Source organism: Klebsiella sp. PL-2018, assembly GCF_019048985.1.
In the GTDB taxonomy this organism is placed as follows: Bacteria; Pseudomonadota; Gammaproteobacteria; order Enterobacterales; family Enterobacteriaceae; genus Klebsiella; species Klebsiella michiganensis.
In genome coordinates this window covers 3120813-3140375 of sequence record NZ_CP077673.1, presented here as the reverse complement: position 1 = coordinate 3140375, position 19563 = coordinate 3120813, and the positions used below count along the sequence as shown (strand labels likewise).

Below are 19563 nucleotides of genomic sequence, written 5' to 3'. Positions count from 1 at the left end.
GATCTCCCCGACGCGGATAACGGTCGGGGAGAGGGCGATCAGACGGGCATCGATTTACGAATGGCGCTCAGCAGGGTTTGTGTTCCCGCGGTGAGCGTGGCGTCCACCCGGGTGAGAATACCTATCGGTTCGCCCGCGCCCTGGGTGGGCACCGGCAGCGCGGCCAGCAGCCCACGGCGCAGGTCGTCTTTGACCGCACCGGAGGGGACAAACCAGACGTAGTCGTAATCGACGGTGAGCTGGCGCGACAGGGAAGCCGACAGCGTCTCGATGCAGCCAGACGGAATTTTGCAGCCCTGGCTTTGCAGCAGGGTTTCGGCGTTCTGTCGCGGCAGCGTACCTTTGGGCGAAACCACCACCGGCCACTCCATGACCCGACTCAGCGTAACCGTTTCCTGCAGCAGCGGATGCCCCGGACGAACCACCAGCTTCAGGGATTCGAGAAACAGCAGTTCATAGTTCAACCCGCTCATCAACTCCGGATCGGACATCCGTCCGATACCGATATCGATTTCTCCCGATTTTAGTCCGGCCAGCAGCATGGTGTTATTCATGGTCGCCACCTGCAGGGTGATATCTTTTTGCTGCTGATGGAACTGGCCGATCACCGAGGGCAGGATCCCCAGTGCGGCGGTGGGGAGCGCCCCGATGCGCACGATATCGCTGTTGAGGCCTTCTTTACGGTTTAGCGCCTGTCCCGCGGTATTGAGCGCGTCGAGCACTTTAACCGCGTGGGTGAGAAACTGTTCGCCGACCAGCGTGAGCTGCGCGCCGAGGCGTCCACGCTCAAACAGCCGGGTACCGGTCAGCTGCTCCAGTTCGTTTAGCGTTTTGGATAAGGCCGGTTGACTCAGATTTAAGGTTTCAGCCGCGCGCCCAAGAGTTCCCTGTTGAGCGACGGCCACGAAAGTATGTAGATGGCGCAAGCGAATGCGCTGACTGAAAAGACCATTTTTTTGCATAATCAATGTTAAAAACAGAGGCGTCCCAGTGACAAGTAAGGGCGATTAAAATTGTTAACTTCATAGCAAAATATTATTAACATTTTATATTATTATTTTACAAGTTGATTTTATTGAGTTTGCCATATAGCGTCGCCCCTGACCGGCAGGGGCGGAAAAAGGAAGAAAAAACTCAGATATCGAAGAAGACGGTTTCGTTTTCGCCCTGCAGGTGAATATCGAAGCGATACACGATCTCCGCGCCGCGAACCTCGCGCTGCGCGATGAGGGTCTGGCGACGCACTTCCCACTCAATCAGATTCAGCACCGGGTCGACCTGGTTGGCATCCTGCTCGTCGGAAAAGTACATCCGCGTGTTGAGGCCAATATTAATCCCGCGGGCGACCACCCACAGATTGACGTGCGGCGCCATGGTGCGCCCATCGCGACCTACCACGGCCCCGGGTTTAATGGTTTCGAAGCGCCAGACGCCGCTGGTGAAGTCCGAGCAGCTGCGTCCCCAACCGCGAAACGCCGCATCCAGCTTCTTGCCCTGCTGTCGGTCGTCGGGATGGTTATAGCGCCCGGCGGCGTTGGCCTGCCAGATTTCCAGCAGCACATCGCGCACCGGCGTGCCGGAGCCGTCGATGACTCTGCCTTCGATAGTAATGCGTTCGCCCTCGGTGTCTGCCGTTGTCAGCGTCGGGCCAAAATTTTTCTCAAAGATATGGAAACCGGCGGCGTCCGGCGCGAGGCCGATATGCACATAAGGGCCGGCGGTTTGTGACGCGGTTTCAGGTAAATAATCTTTCATCGGGCGGCCCCCTGCGTGCGGTTTTCAAACAGCGTTGCGCGATGGCCGCGCAGCACGAGATCAAAACGGTAAGCCAGAGAGTCCAGCGGTACGGCGGCATGGGTATCCAGCTCGGCGATTAATGTCCTGATGGCATCATCGTTATTGATGGTTTTGACGATAGGGCACTGTTTAATCAGCGGATCGCCTTCGAAATACATCTGCGTGATCAGGCGCTGTGCCCAGGCGTCGCCGGAGAGCGAAAAGTGAATATGCGCCGGACGCCAGTCGCTTACCTGGTTGCGCCACGGATAGGGGCCGGGCTTGATAGTGCGGAAACAATAGTAGCCGTTTTCGTCGGTCAGCACCCGTCCGCAGCCGCCAAAGTTCGGGTCGATAGGCGCCAGGTATTGATCTTTCTTATGCCGGTAGCGTCCGCCCGCGTTGGCCTGCCAGACTTCGACCAGCGTATTTTTCATTGGTCGGCCAAATCCATCGCGAACGTAGCCGTGGACGATTATCCTTTCGCCAATCGGCAGGCCGTCTTTGGCGTAGTTGAGGATCAGGTCGTTATCGAGCGCGCCGAGATCGTCGCTGCTGAACACCGGTCCGGTGATTTCAGAAAGGGAATTCTGCAGGGAAATGAGCGCATTGCGCGGCGAGCGCAGCACGCTGGTTTTATAGCCCGGGGCGTAAGCGGGAGGATGGCTGCTGTAGTCGCGGTGCAGGACCTCGCGCGGTGACCATTTGTCGTTCATGAGGGTACTCCATATTATCGGTAGAGAGGCATGTTGTTGTAATGTCGCCACTCGCAGTGTGTGTAAATGCTTTGTTAATTTAAAGTGAAATTAAAGGGTGTTTAACATAACCGGCGGTTATGAAGTGAGCGGGTGAAAATAAACCGGCCAGCTACCGGCATCACAGTTTGTAAATTCTTCCCGCCGTCTGCAGAGAGCTTTCCTACACTCCAGGGAGAATTCACTGGAGGTAAGACATCATGGCGAACACCATCACGGCTGATGAGATTCGGGAAAGCTTTTCGCAGGCGATGTCGGCGATGTACCAGCAGGAAGTTCCGCAGTACGGGACGCTACTGGAGCTGGTGGCCGACGTTAACCTGGCCATACTGGAGAATAACCCGACGCTGCACGAACAACTGGCCAACGCCGATGAACTGGCGCGGCTGAACGTTGAACGCCACGGCGCGATCCGCGTCGGTACGGCGGAGGAACTGGCGACCTTGCGTCGCATGTTTGCCATTATGGGAATGTATCCCGTCAGCTATTACGATCTGTCGCAGGCCGGCGTACCGGTTCACTCCACCGCGTTTCGCCCCATAGATGACGCCGCGCTGGCGCGCAATCCGTTTCGCGTTTTTACCTCGCTTCTGCGACTTGAACTTATCGCCAATGAAGCTTTGCGTCAGCGGGCGGCGGATATCCTTTCCCGACGCGATATCTTCACGCCGCGCTGTCGTGAACTGATCGCGTTACATGAACAGAAAGGGGAGTTTACCGCCGCAGAGGCCCGCGAGTTTGTGCAACAGGCGCTGGAAACCTTTCGCTGGCATCGACACGCCACCGTCGATGAGGAAACCTATCACGCGCTGCATGAAGAGCACCGGCTGATTGCCGATGTGGTCTGTTTCCCCGGCTGCCACATTAATCATCTGACGCCCCGCACCCTGGATATTGACCGGGTGCAGGCGTTAATGCCCGAGTGCGGTATCGCGCCAAAAGCGCTGATAGAAGGGCCGCCGCGCCGCGATGTGCCCATTTTACTGCGCCAGACCAGCTTTAAGGCCCTTGAGGAACCGGTGATGTTTGCCGGAGAGCATAGAGGCACGCATACGGCTCGCTTTGGCGAAATTGAGCAGCGCGGTATCGCCTTAACGCCGAAGGGCCGCGCCCTGTACGACCGACTGCTTGGCGAGGCGGGGGTGGGCAAGGATAATCTCACCCATCAGCGTCATCTGCAGGAGGTGTTTAGCCCGTTCCCGGACAGCGAATTCCTGCTGCGTCAGCAGGGGCTGGCGTACTTTCGCTATCGCCTGACGCCCGCCGGCGAAGCGCACCGTCAGGCGTTTCGTCCGGGCGACGATCCGCAGCCGCTGATTGAACGCGGCTGGGTCATCGCACAACCGATTATTTATGAAGACTTTTTGCCGGTCAGCGCCGCCGGGATTTTTCAGTCTAACCTGGGCAACGAGATACAGACCCGCAGCCACGGCAACGCCAGCCGCCAGGCCTTTGAGGAGGCGCTGGGCTGTCCGGTTTATGATGAGTTTGCCCTTTATCAACAGGCGGAAGAGCGCAGTAAACGACGTTGCGGTCTGCTGTAAAATCAGTACTCTGCTGGCATGAGTCGTTAAAGGAAGCAGGTCATGCAGAATCCGTCTACCCCGCTGGTGAAAACCCGGCAGGGCACCCTATCCGGCACCGCTGAAGAGTACATGCATATCTGGCGCGGTATACCCTATGCCGCGCCGCCCGTCGGCGATCTCCGCTGGCGCGCGCCGCAGCCTGCCGCCCGCTGGCAGGGCGTGCGCCGGGCGGAGAGTTTCTCGGCCTCCAGCTGGCAGGATATTGAGTACTGTCGTGAGCTCGGCGGCGGCGATCCCGGCCGCTTTTCCGAGGATTGCCTGTACCTTAACGTCTGGTCACCCGCTTCGCGCGCGCAGCCGCTGCCGGTGATGGTCTGGCTGCACGGCGGCGGCTATACCATCGGCGCGGGAAGCTTACCGCCCTATGATGGTAAAGCCTTAGCGTCCCGTGACGTAGTGGTAGTCACGGTTAACTACCGGCTGGGGCATCTGGGCTTTTTTGCCCATCCGGCGCTGGAGGAAGAAGAGGGGGAGCGCATCTATAATTTTGCGCTGCTCGATCAGATCGCCGCCCTGCAGTGGGTTCAGGAGAACATTCACGCCTTCGGCGGCGATGCGGCCAACGTGACGCTGTTCGGCGAGTCCGCCGGGGCGCGCAGCGTGCTGTCGCTCATGGTTTCGCCAAAATCCAGAGGGCTGTTCCATAAGGCGATTATTCAGAGCGGCTATACCTTGCCGGATCTGCCGCGGGAAAAGGCGCTGGCCAAAGGGCAGCTCATCGCGGAGCACTTCTCTTTACCGCAGGCCAGCGCCGAACAGCTGCGGGCGATTCCGGCGGACGCGTTCTGGTCGCTGACCGCACCGCTTACCATCGGCCCGGCGCCCATTGTTGGCGATGCCGTACTGCCGCAGCCGATGCTGGAGACTTTTTTTAGCGGGCGTCAGCACCCGCTGCCGGTGATGATTGGCTCGAACAGCGATGAGGCCAGCGTCATGGCGGTGTTTGGCGTCGATATCGCCGGGCAGATCCAGAAGCTTCGCCGCGAACGCCGTTTTGGTCTCGGTTTGATTAAGCTGCTCTATCCCGGCGTCAAGGGCGATGAGGCATTAGGGCGTGAAGTCTGCCGCGATATGGCCTTTACCACCCTGGGTTACGTGGTGATGCAGGCGCAGCAGCGGGTAGGGCAACCGTGCTGGCGCTACTGGTTTGACTACGTTGCCGAGGCGGAACACCAAACCTATCCGCACGGCGCGTGGCACGGTAATGAAGTGGCGTACGTTTTTGACAACCTCGACCTTGCCGAGCCGGTACGACAGTATGCGAACGAGCGCGACCGGACCTTTGCCGCCCGGGTTGCCGATTATTGGGCTAGCTTTGCCCGTGTAGCGGGTAACGGCTGCCACGAGCTATCCGGGCCGGTGCGCTGGCCCGCCAGCGTGCGCGGACGGGACCGTCTGTTGCGCATCGGTTTGCACAAGCGGGCCGGTTTTAAAGTGGAAAACCGTTTTATGCGCGCGCGTCTGGCGCTGTTTCGGCGGGTGATGAAGCACCATGTGACGCTGGATTAACGCTGTCCGGAAGATCTCCGTTTGCCGCGGTACGTTCTGCAAATGGAACAATGCGTCCCACTTTAGGCGGCTAATCCTCAGCCAGCGATTACACTAAGATCGGCTCTGTTAACCCTGCATCCGCAGAACCTGCGTTCTGACGGAAGATCTGACGTTAAAATGAGGAAGAAACCATGGCCAAACCGTATGTTCGTCTGGATAAAAGTGATGCCGCCGTGCTGCTGGTCGATCACCAGACCGGATTACTCTCTCTGGTACGCGATATCGATCCCGATAAATTCAAGAACAACGTCCTTGCCCTTGGCGACCTGGCGAAGTACTTCGGTCTGCCTACTATCTTAACCACCAGCTTTGAGAACGGCCCCAATGGCCCGCTGGTACCGGAGCTGAAAGCGCAATTCCCCGATGCGCCCTATATCGCGCGCCCGGGTAATATTAACGCCTGGGATAACGAAGATTTTGTTAAAGCAGTCAAAGCGACGGGCAAAAAGCAGCTGATTATTGCCGGGGTGGTGACGGAAGTTTGCGTGGCCTTTCCGGCGCTTTCGGCCATTGAAGAGGGGTTTGAGGTGTTTGTGGTGACCGACGCTTCCGGTACCTTTAACCCGATTACCCGCGATGCCGCCTGGGATCGTATGTCGCAGGCCGGGGTACAGCTGATGTCGTGGTTTGGCGTTGCCTGTGAACTACACCGCGACTGGCGTAATGATATCGAAGGGCTGGGAACGCTGTTCTCCAACCATATTCCGGATTATCGCAACCTGATGACCAGTTTTAACCTTCTGCAGCAAAAATAATCGCCTGCGCGGCCAGCGTTCGTCTGGCCGCTTCCTGATTCAGCATGAAACGCCGCCGGTTGGCGAAATCATCGCCGCCCCCGGATATCGGTAATTCGGTCTGGTCCGGTGGACATATTTTTTTCACGCATTTCTGCCGTCAACAATTGGATTATCAATCATTTTTGTCTAGAGTGAGCGACATTCACGACGCATGGGTTTGTTACGTCGCGTCTCAATTCACATATGAAGAAGGATGCTCTCTCAGGCATGAACCGCAGACGTTTTCTCAAATCTTCCATGGCTGTTGCCGCCGTATGCGGAACGTCAGGAGTTGCCTCTCTATTCTCGAAAGCGGCCTTCGCCGAGGACTCGGGAATTGCCGACGGCCAGACCCGTCGCTTTGACTATTCCGTACTTCAGTCGATGGCCCACGATCTTGCGCGTCAGCCCTGGGGCGGCGCGCCGCGCGATCTGCCGCCAACCCTGGCAAACCTGACCCCGCAGGCCTACAACAGCATTCAGTATGATGCTGCGCACTCCCTGTGGAGTAATATCGAAGAGCGCAAGCTGGATATTCAGTTCTTCCACGTCGGGATGGGGTTCCGCCGCCGCGTACGGATGTTCTCCCTGGATTCACAAACCCAGCAGGCGCGGGAAATTCACTTCCGTCCCGAGCTGTTTAAATATAATGACGCCGGCGTCGACACCAAACAGCTGGAAGGCCAGAGCGATCTCGGCTTTGCCGGGTTCCGCGTATTTAAGGCGCCGGAGCTGGCGCGCCGCGATATCGTCGCCTTCCTCGGCGCGAGCTACTTCCGCGCGGTAGACAGCACTTACCAGTACGGTCTTTCCGCCCGCGGCCTGGCGATCGATACCTTTACCGATACGCCGGAAGAGTTCCCGGACTTCACCTCTTTCTGGTTTGAGACCGTTAAACCGGGGGCGACGGTCTTTACCGTCTATGCGCTGCTCGACAGCCCAAGCGTCACCGGCGCCTATAAGTTCGTGGTGAACTGTCAGGAGACGCAGGTGATTATGGATGTGGAAAACCACATCTACGCGCGTAAAGACATCAAACAGCTGGGCATCGCGCCGATGACCAGTATGTTCAGCTGCGGCAATAACGAACGGCGGATGTGCGACACTATCCATCCGCAGATCCACGACTCCGACCGCCTGTCGATGTGGCTGGGCAACGGCGAGTGGGTATGCCGCCCGCTGAACAACCCGCAAAAGCTGCAGTTCAACGCTTTCCAGGATAAAAATCCGCGCGGTTTTGGCCTGCTGCAGCTGGATCGCGACTTCTCCCACTATCAGGACATCATGGGCTGGTACAACAAGCGCCCGAGCCTGTGGGTGGAGCCGTGCAACCAGTGGGGTAAAGGGGCCGTCAACCTGATGGAGATCCCGACGACCGGTGAAACGCTGGACAATATCGTTTGCTTCTGGCAGCCCGAGAAGCCGGTTAAAGCAGGGGATGAGCTGGACTTCCGCTATCGACTCTACTGGAGCGCGCAGCCGCCGGTCCGTTCGCCGCTGGCGCGGGTATTGGCCACGCGCACCGGAATGGGCGGTTTCCCTGAAGGCTGGGCGCCGGGTGAGCACTACCCGGATAAATGGACCCGTCGTTTTGCTATCGATTTTGTCGGCGGCGACCTGAAGGCCGCGGCGCCAAGAGGCATTGAGCCGGTGATTACCCTGTCGAGCGGCGAAGCGAAGCAGATAGAAATTCTCTACGTGGAACCGTTTGATGGCTATCGCATCCAGTTTGACTGGTACCCGACCTCGGATTCGACCGACCCGGTCGAAATGCGCATGTTCCTGCGCTGCCAGGGGGAAGCGATCAGCGAAACCTGGCTCTATCAGTACTTCCCGCCAGCGCCAGACAAGCGTAACTATGTTGACGATCGGGTAATGAAATAATTGCCCTTTATTCCGCCCGTTAAGGTAACTTAGCGGGCGTTTGTTTTTTAATCAGACTATTAATCAGAGTCCATTATGACTGACGAAAACGCGCCTGCGAGAGAAACTATCCCCGTCACCGAGTCGCTTTCTCTGCACGCGGTGGATGAAAGCCACGTCGCTGAGCTGCATCAGCTGGTGATCAAGAACCAGCGCTGGCTCCAGCAATCGCTGAGCTGGCCCGCTGACGTCAGTCACGAAGACGAAACCCGCCGCCACGTGCAGGGCAACGTGATGCTGCACCAGCGCGGTTACGCCAAAATGTTTTTGCTCTTTCTGCGCGAAGAGATCGTCGGCGTGCTGTCGTTTAACCAGATTGAGCCGATCAATAAGACCGCATACATCGGCTACTGGATAGATGAAAGCCACCAGGGGCAGGGGCTGCTTTCTCAGGCGCTGCAGGCGCTGATGGACGCTTTTGCCCGCAGCGGGACGGTTCGCCGCTTCGTGATTAAATGTCGGGTAGCAAACCAGAGAAGCAATCAGGTCGCCCTGCGTAACGGTTTCACCCTCGAAGGGTGCCTGAAGCAGGCCGAGTATCTGAACGGTTCGTACGATGACCAGAATATCTACGGGCGCATTATTGATTGTGACACCGGGCAATTCCCGGCTCGCGGCTGACTACGGGCCGCGCTGAGATGTAGCCCGGGGAACAGCGCGCAGGGGCCTGAAGCTGATAAACCACGCGGTCGGGAGCAAAGGTTATAGAAAGCCGACAATGGGCGTGCGGGTAAAAAGTTCGTCGCCGTTTATCACTTTCTCCCCTCTGATAGAAATGGCGTCGCCCGCGCTGGCTTCAATTCGCGCCCTGTCGCCGATCGTCACCTGATGTTCAATCACCACATCGCCGCAAATCACCGCATGCCCTTCAATTAACACGCTATCGTCCAGCAGAATCGGCCCGCCGCGCAGGTGCGCATGCCCGCCGACCATCACCCGATGCTTCAGCAGGCAGTTGCCTTCGACCACCGCGTGCTCCGCCACCTGCGAGCTGTAGCGCAGGGTGGGGATGGCGTCCTCTTCCCGCCCGGCGATAATCCTCGCGTGGCCATAAACTCGCGCGTTATCGCAGACCCAGACGTCGTTTTCGTCGTTACCCTCCAGCCGCGCGCAATCGAAGATTTCCGCCCGATGCTCAACAAACGCGTGTTCGACAAACGCGTCGCCGTAAACTTGCGCCTGGTGAACGATGCGCGAAGCGCTGACCGTTGCCCGCTGATAAATGCGCAGGATTTTGTCGCTGTCGGCGGTCAGACCCTGGGCGGCGATAATAAGCGAGTGGGGGAGGATCTGCGCATTGTCGGCCAGGTGACAATAACCCCGAATCTGCGAATGCGAAACGGTGACGTTGTCACTTATTCGCGCGCAGTGGCTTGCCTGCACGCTGTCCAGTCGCGCGTTATCGCTGACGATGGCGCCATGGCTGATAATGCACTCGCCGGTTAAGCGGGCATTGCCCTCGATTTTCGCACCGGCAAACACCGCGCTATTCGGGTCATAAATCCAGCACTCGCCTTCGTGGCTCAGGGCTGCTTCATTGTCCAGCCAGCCGCCTTCATCGCCGCGCTTCACGTCAGCGAAATCGCGTAAGGCGACAATTTGCCGCAGATTGACGCTATGTTTGTTTCCGTCGGCGTCATAGTGAAACTGGCGAACCTTCTCGCTGAGGTAATATTTGCGCATCTGCCTTTCTCATTACGTATGGTTAACATAAACATAGCAAAAAACGCCGTAGCGCGTTTTTGAAGGTTCCTTTAGAATGCAACTTAAGATAAATTGAAAATTTAAACAAAATGAATAAAAAGCTGGGCACAAGCCGGGTGCTGAATCTCCCGGCGGGCTATTTTGGTATGGTTCTGGGCATTATCGGCATGGGCTTCGCCTGGCGCTACGCCAGCACGATCTGGCCGGTGAGCCGGATCGTCGGCGACGGTCTGGTGGTCACGGCGACGGTCATCTGGGCGCTGCTGGCGCTGGCGTTTATCAGCCGGGCGGTCCGTTTCCCGCACAGCGTACTGCAGGAGATGCGCCATCCGGTGGCCAGCAGTTTTGTCAGCCTGTTTCCGGCGACGACCATGCTGGTGGCCATCGGCTTTGTTCCCTGGCTGCGGCCGCTCTCGCTGGTGTTATTCGCGATTGGCGTAGTGCTGCAGCTAAGCTATGCGGCCTGGCAGAGCGCCGGGCTATGGCGGGGGAAGCATCCCAATGAGGCGACCACCCCGGGTCTCTATCTGCCGGCGGTGGCGAATAACTTTATCAGCGCCATGGCCTGCGGCGCGCTGGGCTTTACCGACGCCGGTCTGGTGTTTCTTGGCGCCGGCTTATTCTCCTGGCTTAGCCTTGAACCGGTGATTCTGCAGCGCCTGCGCAGCGACGGCGAACTGCCGATGGCCATGCGCACCGCCCTCGGCATTCAGCTGGCGCCGGCGCTGGTGGCGTGCAGCGCCTGGCTGAGCGTGAACGGCGGCGAGGCGGATACCTTCGCTAAGCTGCTGTTCGGCTATGGTCTGCTGCAGCTGCTGTTTATGCTGCGCCTGATGCCGTGGTACCTGCGCCAGCCGTTTAACGCCTCGTTCTGGAGCTTCTCGTTCGGCATCTCCGCGCTGGCGACCACCGGCCTGCATCTCGGTCATCAGCATCCGGACGGCTTTTTCCATACTCTCGCGCTCCCGCTGTTTCTCTTCACCAATCTGATCGTCGGGCTGCTGCTGATTCGTACCTTCCTGCTGCTGATGCGCGGTAAACTGCTGATTCGCGTTGAGCGCGACACATTATTAAAAAATAAGGATTAACCATGACGCTTCGTGACGAAAATTACTTCACCGATAAATACGGGATGACCCGCACCCACTCTGAGGTGCTGCACGCCGCCACCCTGATCGCGCCGGGCAAGGCGCTGGATCTGGGCTGCGGCAACGGGCGCAATAGCCTCTACCTCGCGGCCAACGGGTTTGATGTCACCGCGTGGGATATAAATCCGGCCAGCATCGGAAATCTTGAGCGCATTCGTCAGGCGGAAGGGCTGGAGAATCTGCGGACGGCGATTAAGGACCTTAACGCCCTCAGCTTTGACGGCGAGTATGACTTTATTCTTTCGACCGTGGTGATGATGTTCCTCGACGCGAAGACCATCCCGGGTCTGATTGCTAACATGCAGCGCTGCACCAGACCCGGCGGCTACAATCTGATTGTTGCGGCTATGGATACCGACGATTATCCGTGCAGCGTCGGCTTCCCGTTCGCGTTTAAACCGGGAGAGCTGCGCAATAATTATGAAGGCTGGACGTTACTCAAATATAACGAAGACGTCGGTGAACTCCACCGCACCGACGCCAGCGGGAACCGGATTAAGCTGCGTTTCGCCACGATGCTGGCGCGCAAACCGGCTTAACGCGCCGCTAACAGGCAGAGCTGTAATGCGGTCTGATAAGAGGCCTCAAAGGCGCGCAGCGGCAGAAACTCAAATTTCGAGTGGAAGTTGTGCGCGCCGGTAAAGAAGTTGGGCGTTAATACGCCTTTTGCCGACAGGGCCGCGCCGTCGGTGCCGCCGCGCATCGGCGTCGGTTTCGGCGTAATGCCTAAGCTTTCCATCGCTTCGAACATCAGATCAACGGCGCGGCGGTCTTCGCCGATGGCATTGCTGATGTTGCTATAGGTATCGCTGATGTGAAATTCCACCTTTCCGGTCGGATACTGCGCGGCGATTTTCTGCGCCACCTCGCTAATTTGCTGCTTACGGCGATGAAAACTTTCGAGGTCGAAATCGCGAATGCTGGCCTGCAGCAGGGTGCTGTTCTGATCGCCCTGGATACCGTTGAACCAAACGTAGCCCTCGCGTCCGGCGGTATGCTCCGGCGTTTGCTGGCGATCGAAATGGCTCATGTAATCCGTGGCCATCAGCAGCGGGTTCACCAGCACCCCCTTTGACGACATAGGGTGAGCGGTCACGCCGGTAAAGCGAATCTCCGCCGCGGCGGCGTTAAAGTTCTCATAGACGATTTCGCCGAGCTCGCAGCAGTCGATGGTCCAGGCAAAATCGACGGCAAAGCGCGCGAGATCCAGCGCCTTCGCGCCGCGCAGGCCCACTTCTTCATCCGGCACAAACGCGACCACGATGTCGCCGTGGCGGTGTTCCGCCGTCAGGTTTTCCAGCACCGTCATCACCACCGTAACGGCGGACTTGTTATCCGCCCCGAGCACGCTGGTGCCGTCGCTGAAAATAATCTCTTCATTGGGATAAGCGAGGATTTCCGGATGTTCCGCAACGCGCAGCCAGATATCTTTATCCCTGTTCAAACAGAGATCTTCACCAGTAAAACGCAGAATTTGTGGATGAATATCCGGCGACAAACCGACGTCAACGGTATCGATGTGGGTAATAAAGCCAATCCGCGGCGCGCCTGCGACGTTGCCCTTTTTCACCGCCGTGACGGTGGCGCGCTCGTCAATCACAATCTCATCCAGCCCCAGCAGGCGTAGCTCATCCGCAAGGGCCTGCGCCATCGCGTGTTGCCCGGCGGTGGTAGGCAGCGTCGTGGCTCGCGGGTCGCTTTGGCTGGTTATCGCCAGGTAGCGAAAGAAGCGTTGGGTTAATTGACTGGCCAGGGCTGATGACATAGTGATTCCTTCTTTATTCGAGTTTTCAGGTGTTTGCAATCAGGCTTTAGTGTTATGTATGGAAGGGAAAACAACAAGCTATTCATTAGCTGACAAATGAAAAAGGAAAACCTATGCAACGCAGATTCACGACGCTTGCTCTGGCGTTAGCGGCCCTGACGGCCAGCTCGGCCATTAGCGCAAAAACGCTGGTCTACTGCTCAGAAGGATCGCCGGAAAACTTTAACCCGCAACTCTACACCTCCGGGACCAGCGTGGACGCCAGCGCGGTGCCGGTCTATAACCGACTGGTCGATTTCAAAGCCGGTACCACAGAACTGGTGCCGAGCCTCGCCGAAAGCTGGGAAGTCAGCGAAGATGGGAAAGTTTATACTTTTCATTTACGCAAAGGCGTTAAATTCCAGAGTAATAAATATTTTAAACCCAGCCGCGATTTTAATGCCGACGACGTTATTTTTTCGTTTATGCGGCAAAAAGATCCTCACCATCCTTATCATAATATCTCCAGCGGCAATTACTCCAATTTTGAAAGCCTGGAATTTGGCCAGTTAATTACCGCGATTGATAAGCCTGATGAATATACGGTGCGTTTCACGCTGGCCCATCCCGAAGCGCCCTTTGTGGCCGATCTTGCCTGGTATTTCGCTTCTATTTTATCGGCGGAATATGCCGATGCGATGCTAAAAGCCGGCACGCCAGAGCGCGTGGATATGGACCCGATTGGTACCGGACCTTTCAAACTCGCGCAATATCAAAAAGATTCCCGAATTCTTTTCACCGCGTTCCCGGAATACTGGCAGGGGAAGGCGCATATCGATCGTCTCATTTTTAGTATCACGCCGGACGCCTCGGTGCGCTACGCCAAGCTGGAGAAAAACGAGTGTCAGGTGATGCCGTTCCCCAATCCGGCCGACCTGCCGCGAATGAAAGAGAACAACGCGATCAACCTGATGAGCAAAGCGGGCCTTAACACCGGTTTCCTGGCGTTTAACACCCAAAAAGCGCCGCTGGACAACGTTAAGGTGCGTCAGGCCCTGGCGATGGCGATCAATAAACCGGCGATCATTGAAGCGGTGTTCCACGGTACCGGTACGGCGGCGAAAAACCTGCTGCCGCCGGGCGTATGGAGCGCGGATAGCCAGCTGAAGGATTATGACTACGACCCGCAGAAAGCCAAAGCGCTGCTGGCGGAATCGGGCGTTGCGGGGCCAATTACCATCGATCTGTGGGCGATGCCGGTGCAGCGACCCTATAACCCGAACGCCAAACGCATGGCCGAAATGATCCAGGCCGACTGGGCGAAAATTGGCGTGCAAACGAAAATCACAACCTATGAGTGGGGTGAATACTTAAAGCGGGTGAAGGATGGCGAACATCAGGCGGCGCTGATGGGCTGGACGACCGCGACCGGCGATCCGGATAACTTCTTCGGCCCACTCTTTACCTGCCAGTCGGCGAACGGCGGGTCAAACTCGGCAAAATGGTGCTATCAGCCGTTTGATAAAATTATCGCCGAGGCAAAATCGATAACCGATCGCCAAAAACGCGAAGCGCTCTATCGCCAGGCGCAGCAGATGATGCATGACCAGATGCCGGCAGTCATGATTGCCCACTCGACAATATTTGAACCGGTGCGTAAAAACGTGTCAGGCTACGAAATAGACCCCTTCGGCAAGCATATTTTTTATCAGGTTGATATCAGATAAACAGCCAATCACGGCCCGCCGGTAACGGCGGGTTTATTTTTTCCAGCTACTTGACGTAGCACCGCTTTTGCCACAAAACTTACCCCTGTTATTTGCTATAACTCTTGCCGATAAATGGTATTCACAGGGATTAACCTATATGCGTACTCCGTTATTTTTTAAAGTCGCCGCGCTTGCTGGCCTGTTAGCATTGGCCGGCTGCTCATCCAAAATCGCTCAGCCGGAACAATATTCGGGATTTTTAAAAGATTACTCTAACTTAAAAGAAACCACCTCGGCGTCCGGCAAACCGGAACTGCGCTGGATTTCGCCGGATTACAATCCGAGCAACTATGACAATATCGTCTATAACCCGATCACCTATTACCCGGTACCAAAACCCACCACCCAGGTGGGCGAGAAGGCGCTCAGGGATATCCTGAATTACACCAATAAAGAGATGAAACAGGCTATTTCCGAGCGTAAACCGCTGGCAACCACCCCGGGCAAGCGCAGCCTGATCTTCCGCGGCGCCATCACCGGCGTGGATTCCAGCAAAGAAGGGCTGCAGTTCTACGAAGTGATTCCGGTGGCGATGATTATCGCCGGTACGCAGGCGGCAACGGGCCACCGTACCATGGACACCAACCTGTTTTTTGAAGGGGAGCTGATTGATGCGGCGACCAAAAAGCCGGTTATCAAAGTGGTCCGTAAGGGCGAAGGTAAAAACCTGTCCAACGAAAATACGCCGCTCACCGTCGAGACCCTGAAGCAGGTCATTGATGATATGGCGATTGACGCGGTGAAATTCGACCCCAATAACCGTTAATCAGGCGTATCCGTGAATAAAGGCGCTAGTGGTTGATAGCGCCTTTTTCATTTCTCCTCGACGGCAGCGCGAGCGTCAGCAGCGATCCGAGCGAACCCAGGCCAGCCTGCGCCGCAGCAGCCACTGCTCCGGGCGAGCGAACATCACCAGATTTCCGACCAGGATCAGCGCCAGTCCTGCCACGGCGCTACTGTGCCAGACGTAACCTTCATAAAAAGTCGAAATGGTCAGCGCGACGAGTGGAAACAGCAGGGTGCTGTATGCCGCTTTACCCGCGCCGATTCGCCCCACCAGCGTAAAATAGGCGCCAAAAGCAATCACCGAGCCAAACACGGCGAGATACAGTAGCGCGCCCATATAGCTGAGGGTCCACTGCGGCGCGAAATTATCACCGCGAACCAGCGCGATCGCGCCCATGACCAGGGTGCCGTAAAGCATGGCCCAGCTGTTGGTGGTCAACGTCTCCAGACCGCGGCGCTGGTGGCGGATGCTGAGCATATTGCCGAGCGAAAACCCATAGGTGCCCAATGCGCTGAGGGCAATACCCAGCAGGAGCGAGGCGTTCAGGCCGCTGGCCCATAAATCATCCCAGAATAGCGTCACGATCCCCGCCAGCCCCAGCGCGGCGGCCAGCCAGAATCGGCCCGGAGGCTGCTGGCGATAGAAGAGAAAGCTATTGATGGCGTTAAACAACACCGCCATGGAGAAGATCACCGACTCCAGCCCGGTATTGATATACGCGGCGGCGGTATAGAAACACCAGAAATTAAAGCAGAAAACGCAGCAGCCCTGTAGCAGGCAAAAGAGATGGTCGCGCGCGGCCAGCGGGCGCAGGCGGCGGGTAACCAGCAGAATGGTCAACATCGCGACGCTGGCGACGGCGAAGCGCCAGAAAATAGACACCGGCGCGGCAACCGGCCCCTGCTGCAAAAAGATAGCAATCCAGGTGGTGCCCCAGATAACCACGACCAACCCGTAGAGTAATGCGTTCAAAATGTCTCTCCTGTGAGTGTTGTACCGGTCATTTTGCGGCCCGGGCGAATTCGGCGCTGTCATCAGCTTGTCGCCGACTTGCAAATTCTTGCGCTTATTTTTCATTAGCGGCGGGGGAATGCTGGTATCTGCCGGCGACTCTTCTTAGACTAGCGATCTGCGGAATCTGAACTGTGAAGGCTATGGCTTACGGGACTTTCGAAACATTGCGTCAAAAAAATGCCGTGCTGCGGGGGACGGTGAACCTCAACTCCGGTATTCAACTGGCGGCGTGGTATAACAATCTTGATACCATCACGGTACAAAGTGACCACCATACCCTGAGCCTCTATATTGCCGATGGCTACGAAAGCTACCAAAAAACGCCCCACGGCTGGAAAAACGGCGGCGGGCCGGATCGTTTTTGCCTGATGCCGAAAGGCGATGAGAGCACCTGGGATATCCGCGGCGATCTCTCTTTTGTGCATCTTTACTGCACCGATGAGCACCTGCGCCGGGTAGGCGAGCAGATTTGGGACCGCAGCCCGGCCTCGTTCACGCTGCAGGAGAAAACGTTTTCCAGCGATGACAAAATCACCGCCGTCTACCGCCAGTTTCTCCTCGACAACGACTGGCAGCAGCAGGCGAATCAGCTAACGTTGAGTTCGGCCAGCACGCTGCTGCTCACCCACCTGATTCAGCACTATTCGAACGTTCAGTGGCGTTTACCGACGGTGACCGGCGGGCTGGCGCCGCACGTCTTGCGCAATCTGCTGGCATGGATTGAGGAGAACCTCGACCAGCCGCTCACTCTTGCCGAACTGGCGCAGGAAGCTGCGTTAAGCGAATACCATTTTGCGCGGATGTTTCGCCAGTCGATGAAGATGGCGCCGCATCAGTACGTTATGCAGCGCCGGATGGTTAAAGCGCAGGCGCTGATTAGCCAGAGTCGGCTGCCGTTAACCGATATCGCCATGGCCTGCGGTTTTAGCAGCGCCAGCCACTTCAGCAACCGGGTGAAAAGCGCCACCGGCCTGACGCCCTCGCAGCTACGCGCGGCGCAGCGTTGACAGCAAAACGTAGCTGACGCCGCCGAGAACCAGCCCCCAAAACGCTGAGCCGATACCGGCCAGCGTCACGCCGCTGGCGGTGACCAGAAACGTTACTACCGCCGCATCGCGCTCACTCTCATGATTCAATGCCTGAAACAGGCTGCCGCCGATGGTACCGAGCAGCGCCAGACCGGCAAGCATCTGGACCCATGCTATCGGCAGCGCCGACATCAACGAGGTGATTGAGCCGCCAAATATCCCCGCCAGCAGATAAAAAACGCCCGCCGCCGCCGCCGCGAGCCAGCGTTTTTGCGGGTCCGGATGGGCTTCCGGGCTCTGGCAAATCGCGGCCGTAATGGCGGCGATGCAGATCGAGTAGACCCCGAAAGGCGACAGCAGCAGCGCCAGGCCGCCGGTGGCGACAATAAGCGTTGAAGCGGGGACCCGATAGCCTGAGGCCTGGAGGGTGGCGAAGCCGGGGGCGTTTTGCGACGCCATGGTGACGAGGAAAAATGGTATACCGACGCTGATCAACAGCGCTGGCGTAAATTCAGGGGCGATCCAGGAAGGGGCGACAATGCTGAAGTTTATTTGTGACATTGTCACTTCTCCGCTCAATCCGGCCACCGCGCTTCCTGTCAGCAGAGCGGCGACAACCGCGAAGCGGGGAAGCCAGGCTTTGCACAGTAACCATACGGCTAACATACTGCCGCATAACAGCAGATTAGCCTGCAGGCTGGCGAAAGCCTGCATGCCAAAGCGCAGCAATATGCCGGCCAGCATCGCCGCCGCCAGCGAATGGGGAATAATCTTCATGAGCCGGGCAAATATGCCGGTGATGCCGCAAAGCACGATTAAGGCGTTGGCAAAAATAAAGACGCCAACCGCCTGGGAGAGCGTGACCCCCTGCAGGCCGCTGACCAGCAGCGCCGCGCCGGGCGTTGACCAGGCCGTCAGGATGGGCACCTTTCGCCAGACGGTGAGGGCCAGGGTGCTGATGCCCATTCCCAGACCTAAGGCGGTCATCCAGCCAGCGATTTGCGCAGCATCGGCGCCTGCCGCCGCCGCTGCCTGCCAGATAATGGCGGCAGAGCTGGCATAGCCGACCAGCACGGCGACGAAGCCGGCGAGTAGACTCGGAAAAGGGAGAGTGAAAGAGCGCATGGGGGTGTCTTGTGCGTTATAACGGTCGGTATAATGTAGCATTGTGCGTTATAACGCACAACTGGCTTTTCGGCAACGCCAGACCCGGATAGCGGAGCCCGGGCGAGCGCTATACGTCAATTCCCTGTAGAATCAGGTGAATGTGCGTATAATTCCTTCAGATATTATTGGGAGGTTGAATGGATATTGCGCAACACCTGTCGGCAACGTTAAAAACGCTGCGCCAGCAGCGCGGCTGGAGCCTGTCGCGCCTGGCGGAAGAGACCGGCGTGTCGAAGGCCATGCTGGGCCAGATTGAACGCAACGAATCCAGCCCGACGGTAGCGACGTTATGGAAAATCGCCACCGGGCTTAACGTGCCGTTTTCCGCCTTTATCGTTGCCGATGAGGCCGGTGAACCGACGGCATTTGATCCCCAGCAGCAGGCCATGGTGGTCACGCCGCTATTCCCTTGGGACCCGGTGCTGCGCTTCGATCACTTCTCCATCACCCTGGCCCCGGGCGCGCTGAGTGAGTCAACGCCGCATGAGCAAGGGGTTATCGAACATGTGGTGGTGATTAGCGGCGTGCTGGATCTTTGCCTGCAGGACAGCTGGCAATCGCTGCAGCCAGGGGAAGGGCGGCGTTTCGCCGGCGATTTAGCGCACGCCTATCGCAATAGCGGTGGGCAGACTGCCCATTTTCATTCGCTGATCCACTACCCGAAATAAAAAAGCCGCGAGTAAACTCGCGGCCAGGCAAATGACTGAGACAACAAATCACAACCTGACGAGGAAAATCCGGAATATGTGATGACTCTATCCTCAGGCACTTTTTCTGGGAAATATCTTTTCCTTCAATGCTTTGCTAAAAACTGAAAATTCCTTCCGCGGCGGCG

18 protein-coding genes and 1 pseudogene are annotated in these 19563 nt (G+C 57.4%); 11 read left to right on the top strand and 8 right to left on the bottom strand.

All coding sequences use genetic code 11. The features are described 5' to 3' along the window. Positions 1 to 38 precede the first annotated feature (38 nt). From MKleb_RS14575 to pcaH, 3 genes are all read right to left on the bottom strand, one after another. Positions 39 to 962, bottom strand: coding sequence for a LysR substrate-binding domain-containing protein (locus MKleb_RS14575; RefSeq protein WP_004850547.1), 924 nt, complete (start codon positions 960 to 962; stop codon positions 39 to 41). Between the two features lie 172 nt (positions 963 to 1134). Beyond that, positions 1135 to 1755 (bottom strand): protocatechuate 3,4-dioxygenase subunit alpha, encoded by a 621-nt coding sequence (gene pcaG, locus MKleb_RS14570; RefSeq protein WP_004850549.1) that lies wholly within the window; start codon positions 1753 to 1755, stop codon positions 1135 to 1137. Beyond that, a complete protein-coding gene (gene pcaH / locus MKleb_RS14565) occupies positions 1752 to 2492 on the bottom strand; it encodes a protocatechuate 3,4-dioxygenase subunit beta (RefSeq protein WP_004850552.1) in 741 nt (246 codons plus the stop codon). The genes pcaG and pcaH overlap by 4 nt, the downstream gene beginning before the upstream one ends. Positions 2493 to 2731: 239 nt before the next feature. On the opposite strand from pcaH, the gene MKleb_RS14560 reads away from it, so the two are divergent. From MKleb_RS14560 to ycaC, 3 genes are all read left to right on the top strand, one after another. After that, positions 2732 to 4075, top strand: a complete 1344-nt coding sequence (locus MKleb_RS14560; protein ID WP_004850554.1) for a 2-oxoadipate dioxygenase/decarboxylase HglS — start codon at positions 2732 to 2734, stop codon at positions 4073 to 4075. A 42-nt stretch (positions 4076 to 4117) separates the two neighbouring features. Beyond that, positions 4118 to 5626 (top strand): carboxylesterase/lipase family protein, encoded by a 1509-nt coding sequence (locus MKleb_RS14555; RefSeq protein ID WP_025107904.1) that lies wholly within the window; start codon positions 4118 to 4120, stop codon positions 5624 to 5626. A 173-nt stretch (positions 5627 to 5799) separates the two neighbouring features. Then, complete coding sequence (gene ycaC / locus MKleb_RS14550) at positions 5800 to 6423, top strand: isochorismate family cysteine hydrolase YcaC (protein ID WP_004850558.1); 624 nt, start codon at positions 5800 to 5802, stop codon at positions 6421 to 6423. On the opposite strand, the gene MKleb_RS14545 is transcribed toward ycaC, so the two are convergent. Beyond that, complete coding sequence (locus tag MKleb_RS14545; RefSeq protein ID WP_157835621.1) at positions 6401 to 6550, bottom strand: hypothetical protein; 150 nt, start codon at positions 6548 to 6550, stop codon at positions 6401 to 6403. The two genes, ycaC and MKleb_RS14545, sit on opposite strands and share 23 nt — an antisense overlap. Positions 6551 to 6672: 122 nt before the next feature. On the opposite strand from MKleb_RS14545, the gene MKleb_RS14540 reads away from it, so the two are divergent. Both MKleb_RS14540 and rimL read left to right on the top strand, forming a co-directional pair. Further along, positions 6673 to 8328: a glucan biosynthesis protein D gene (locus tag MKleb_RS14540; protein ID WP_217075953.1), complete on the top strand. Its 1656-nt coding sequence runs from the start codon at positions 6673 to 6675 to the stop codon at positions 8326 to 8328. 75 nt (positions 8329 to 8403) lie between these two features. Then, complete coding sequence (rimL, locus tag MKleb_RS14535) at positions 8404 to 8988, top strand: 50S ribosomal protein L7/L12-serine acetyltransferase (protein WP_217075952.1); 585 nt, start codon at positions 8404 to 8406, stop codon at positions 8986 to 8988. 81 nt (positions 8989 to 9069) lie between these two features. On the opposite strand, the gene ydcK is transcribed toward rimL, so the two are convergent. After that, positions 9070 to 10050 (bottom strand): YdcK family protein, encoded by a 981-nt coding sequence (gene ydcK, locus MKleb_RS14530; protein ID WP_025107903.1) that lies wholly within the window; start codon positions 10048 to 10050, stop codon positions 9070 to 9072. A gap of 110 nt (positions 10051 to 10160) precedes the next feature. Here ydcK and tehA point away from each other — a divergent pair, with 110 nt between their 5' ends. Continuing rightward, positions 10161 to 11159 carry a dicarboxylate transporter/tellurite-resistance protein TehA gene (tehA, locus tag MKleb_RS14525; RefSeq protein ID WP_025107902.1) on the top strand — a complete coding sequence of 333 codons (999 nt, stop codon included), beginning with the start codon at positions 10161 to 10163 and terminating at the stop codon, positions 11157 to 11159. A 2-nt stretch (positions 11160 to 11161) separates the two neighbouring features. Further along, the gene (tehB, locus tag MKleb_RS14520) at positions 11162 to 11758 is read left to right on the top strand and encodes a tellurite resistance methyltransferase TehB (protein ID WP_217075950.1); all 597 of its coding nucleotides are present in this window, start codon (positions 11162 to 11164) and stop codon (positions 11756 to 11758) included. Here tehB and pepT read toward each other — a convergent pair. Next, the gene (gene pepT / locus MKleb_RS14515; protein WP_025107901.1) at positions 11755 to 12984 is read right to left on the bottom strand and encodes a peptidase T; all 1230 of its coding nucleotides are present in this window, start codon (positions 12982 to 12984) and stop codon (positions 11755 to 11757) included. The two genes, tehB and pepT, sit on opposite strands and share 4 nt — an antisense overlap. A gap of 113 nt (positions 12985 to 13097) precedes the next feature. Here pepT and MKleb_RS14510 point away from each other — a divergent pair, with 113 nt between their 5' ends. Further along, entirely contained in the window at positions 13098 to 14690 is a 1593-nt protein-coding gene (locus MKleb_RS14510; protein ID WP_025107900.1) for an ABC transporter substrate-binding protein, read from the top strand. Positions 14691 to 14829: 139 nt separating this feature from the next. Beyond that, positions 14830 to 15498 carry a DUF3313 domain-containing protein gene (locus MKleb_RS14505; RefSeq protein ID WP_025107899.1) on the top strand — a complete coding sequence of 223 codons (669 nt, stop codon included), beginning with the start codon at positions 14830 to 14832 and terminating at the stop codon, positions 15496 to 15498. A gap of 75 nt (positions 15499 to 15573) precedes the next feature. On the opposite strand, the gene MKleb_RS14500 is transcribed toward MKleb_RS14505, so the two are convergent. Beyond that, the gene (locus tag MKleb_RS14500; protein ID WP_014838374.1) at positions 15574 to 16491 is read right to left on the bottom strand and encodes a DMT family transporter; all 918 of its coding nucleotides are present in this window, start codon (positions 16489 to 16491) and stop codon (positions 15574 to 15576) included. A gap of 182 nt (positions 16492 to 16673) precedes the next feature. On the opposite strand from MKleb_RS14500, the gene MKleb_RS14495 reads away from it, so the two are divergent. Continuing rightward, a complete protein-coding gene (locus tag MKleb_RS14495; RefSeq protein WP_025107898.1) occupies positions 16674 to 17540 on the top strand; it encodes an AraC family transcriptional regulator in 867 nt (288 codons plus the stop codon). Here the strand turns inward: MKleb_RS14495 and MKleb_RS14490 are convergent. After that, complete coding sequence (locus MKleb_RS14490) at positions 17520 to 18686, bottom strand: benzoate/H(+) symporter BenE family transporter (RefSeq protein ID WP_025107897.1); 1167 nt, start codon at positions 18684 to 18686, stop codon at positions 17520 to 17522. The two genes, MKleb_RS14495 and MKleb_RS14490, sit on opposite strands and share 21 nt — an antisense overlap. A gap of 179 nt (positions 18687 to 18865) precedes the next feature. Here MKleb_RS14490 and MKleb_RS14485 point away from each other — a divergent pair. Beyond that, a pseudogene (locus MKleb_RS14485) lies at positions 18866 to 19478 on the top strand (helix-turn-helix domain-containing protein). Positions 19479 to 19563 lie beyond the last annotated feature (85 nt).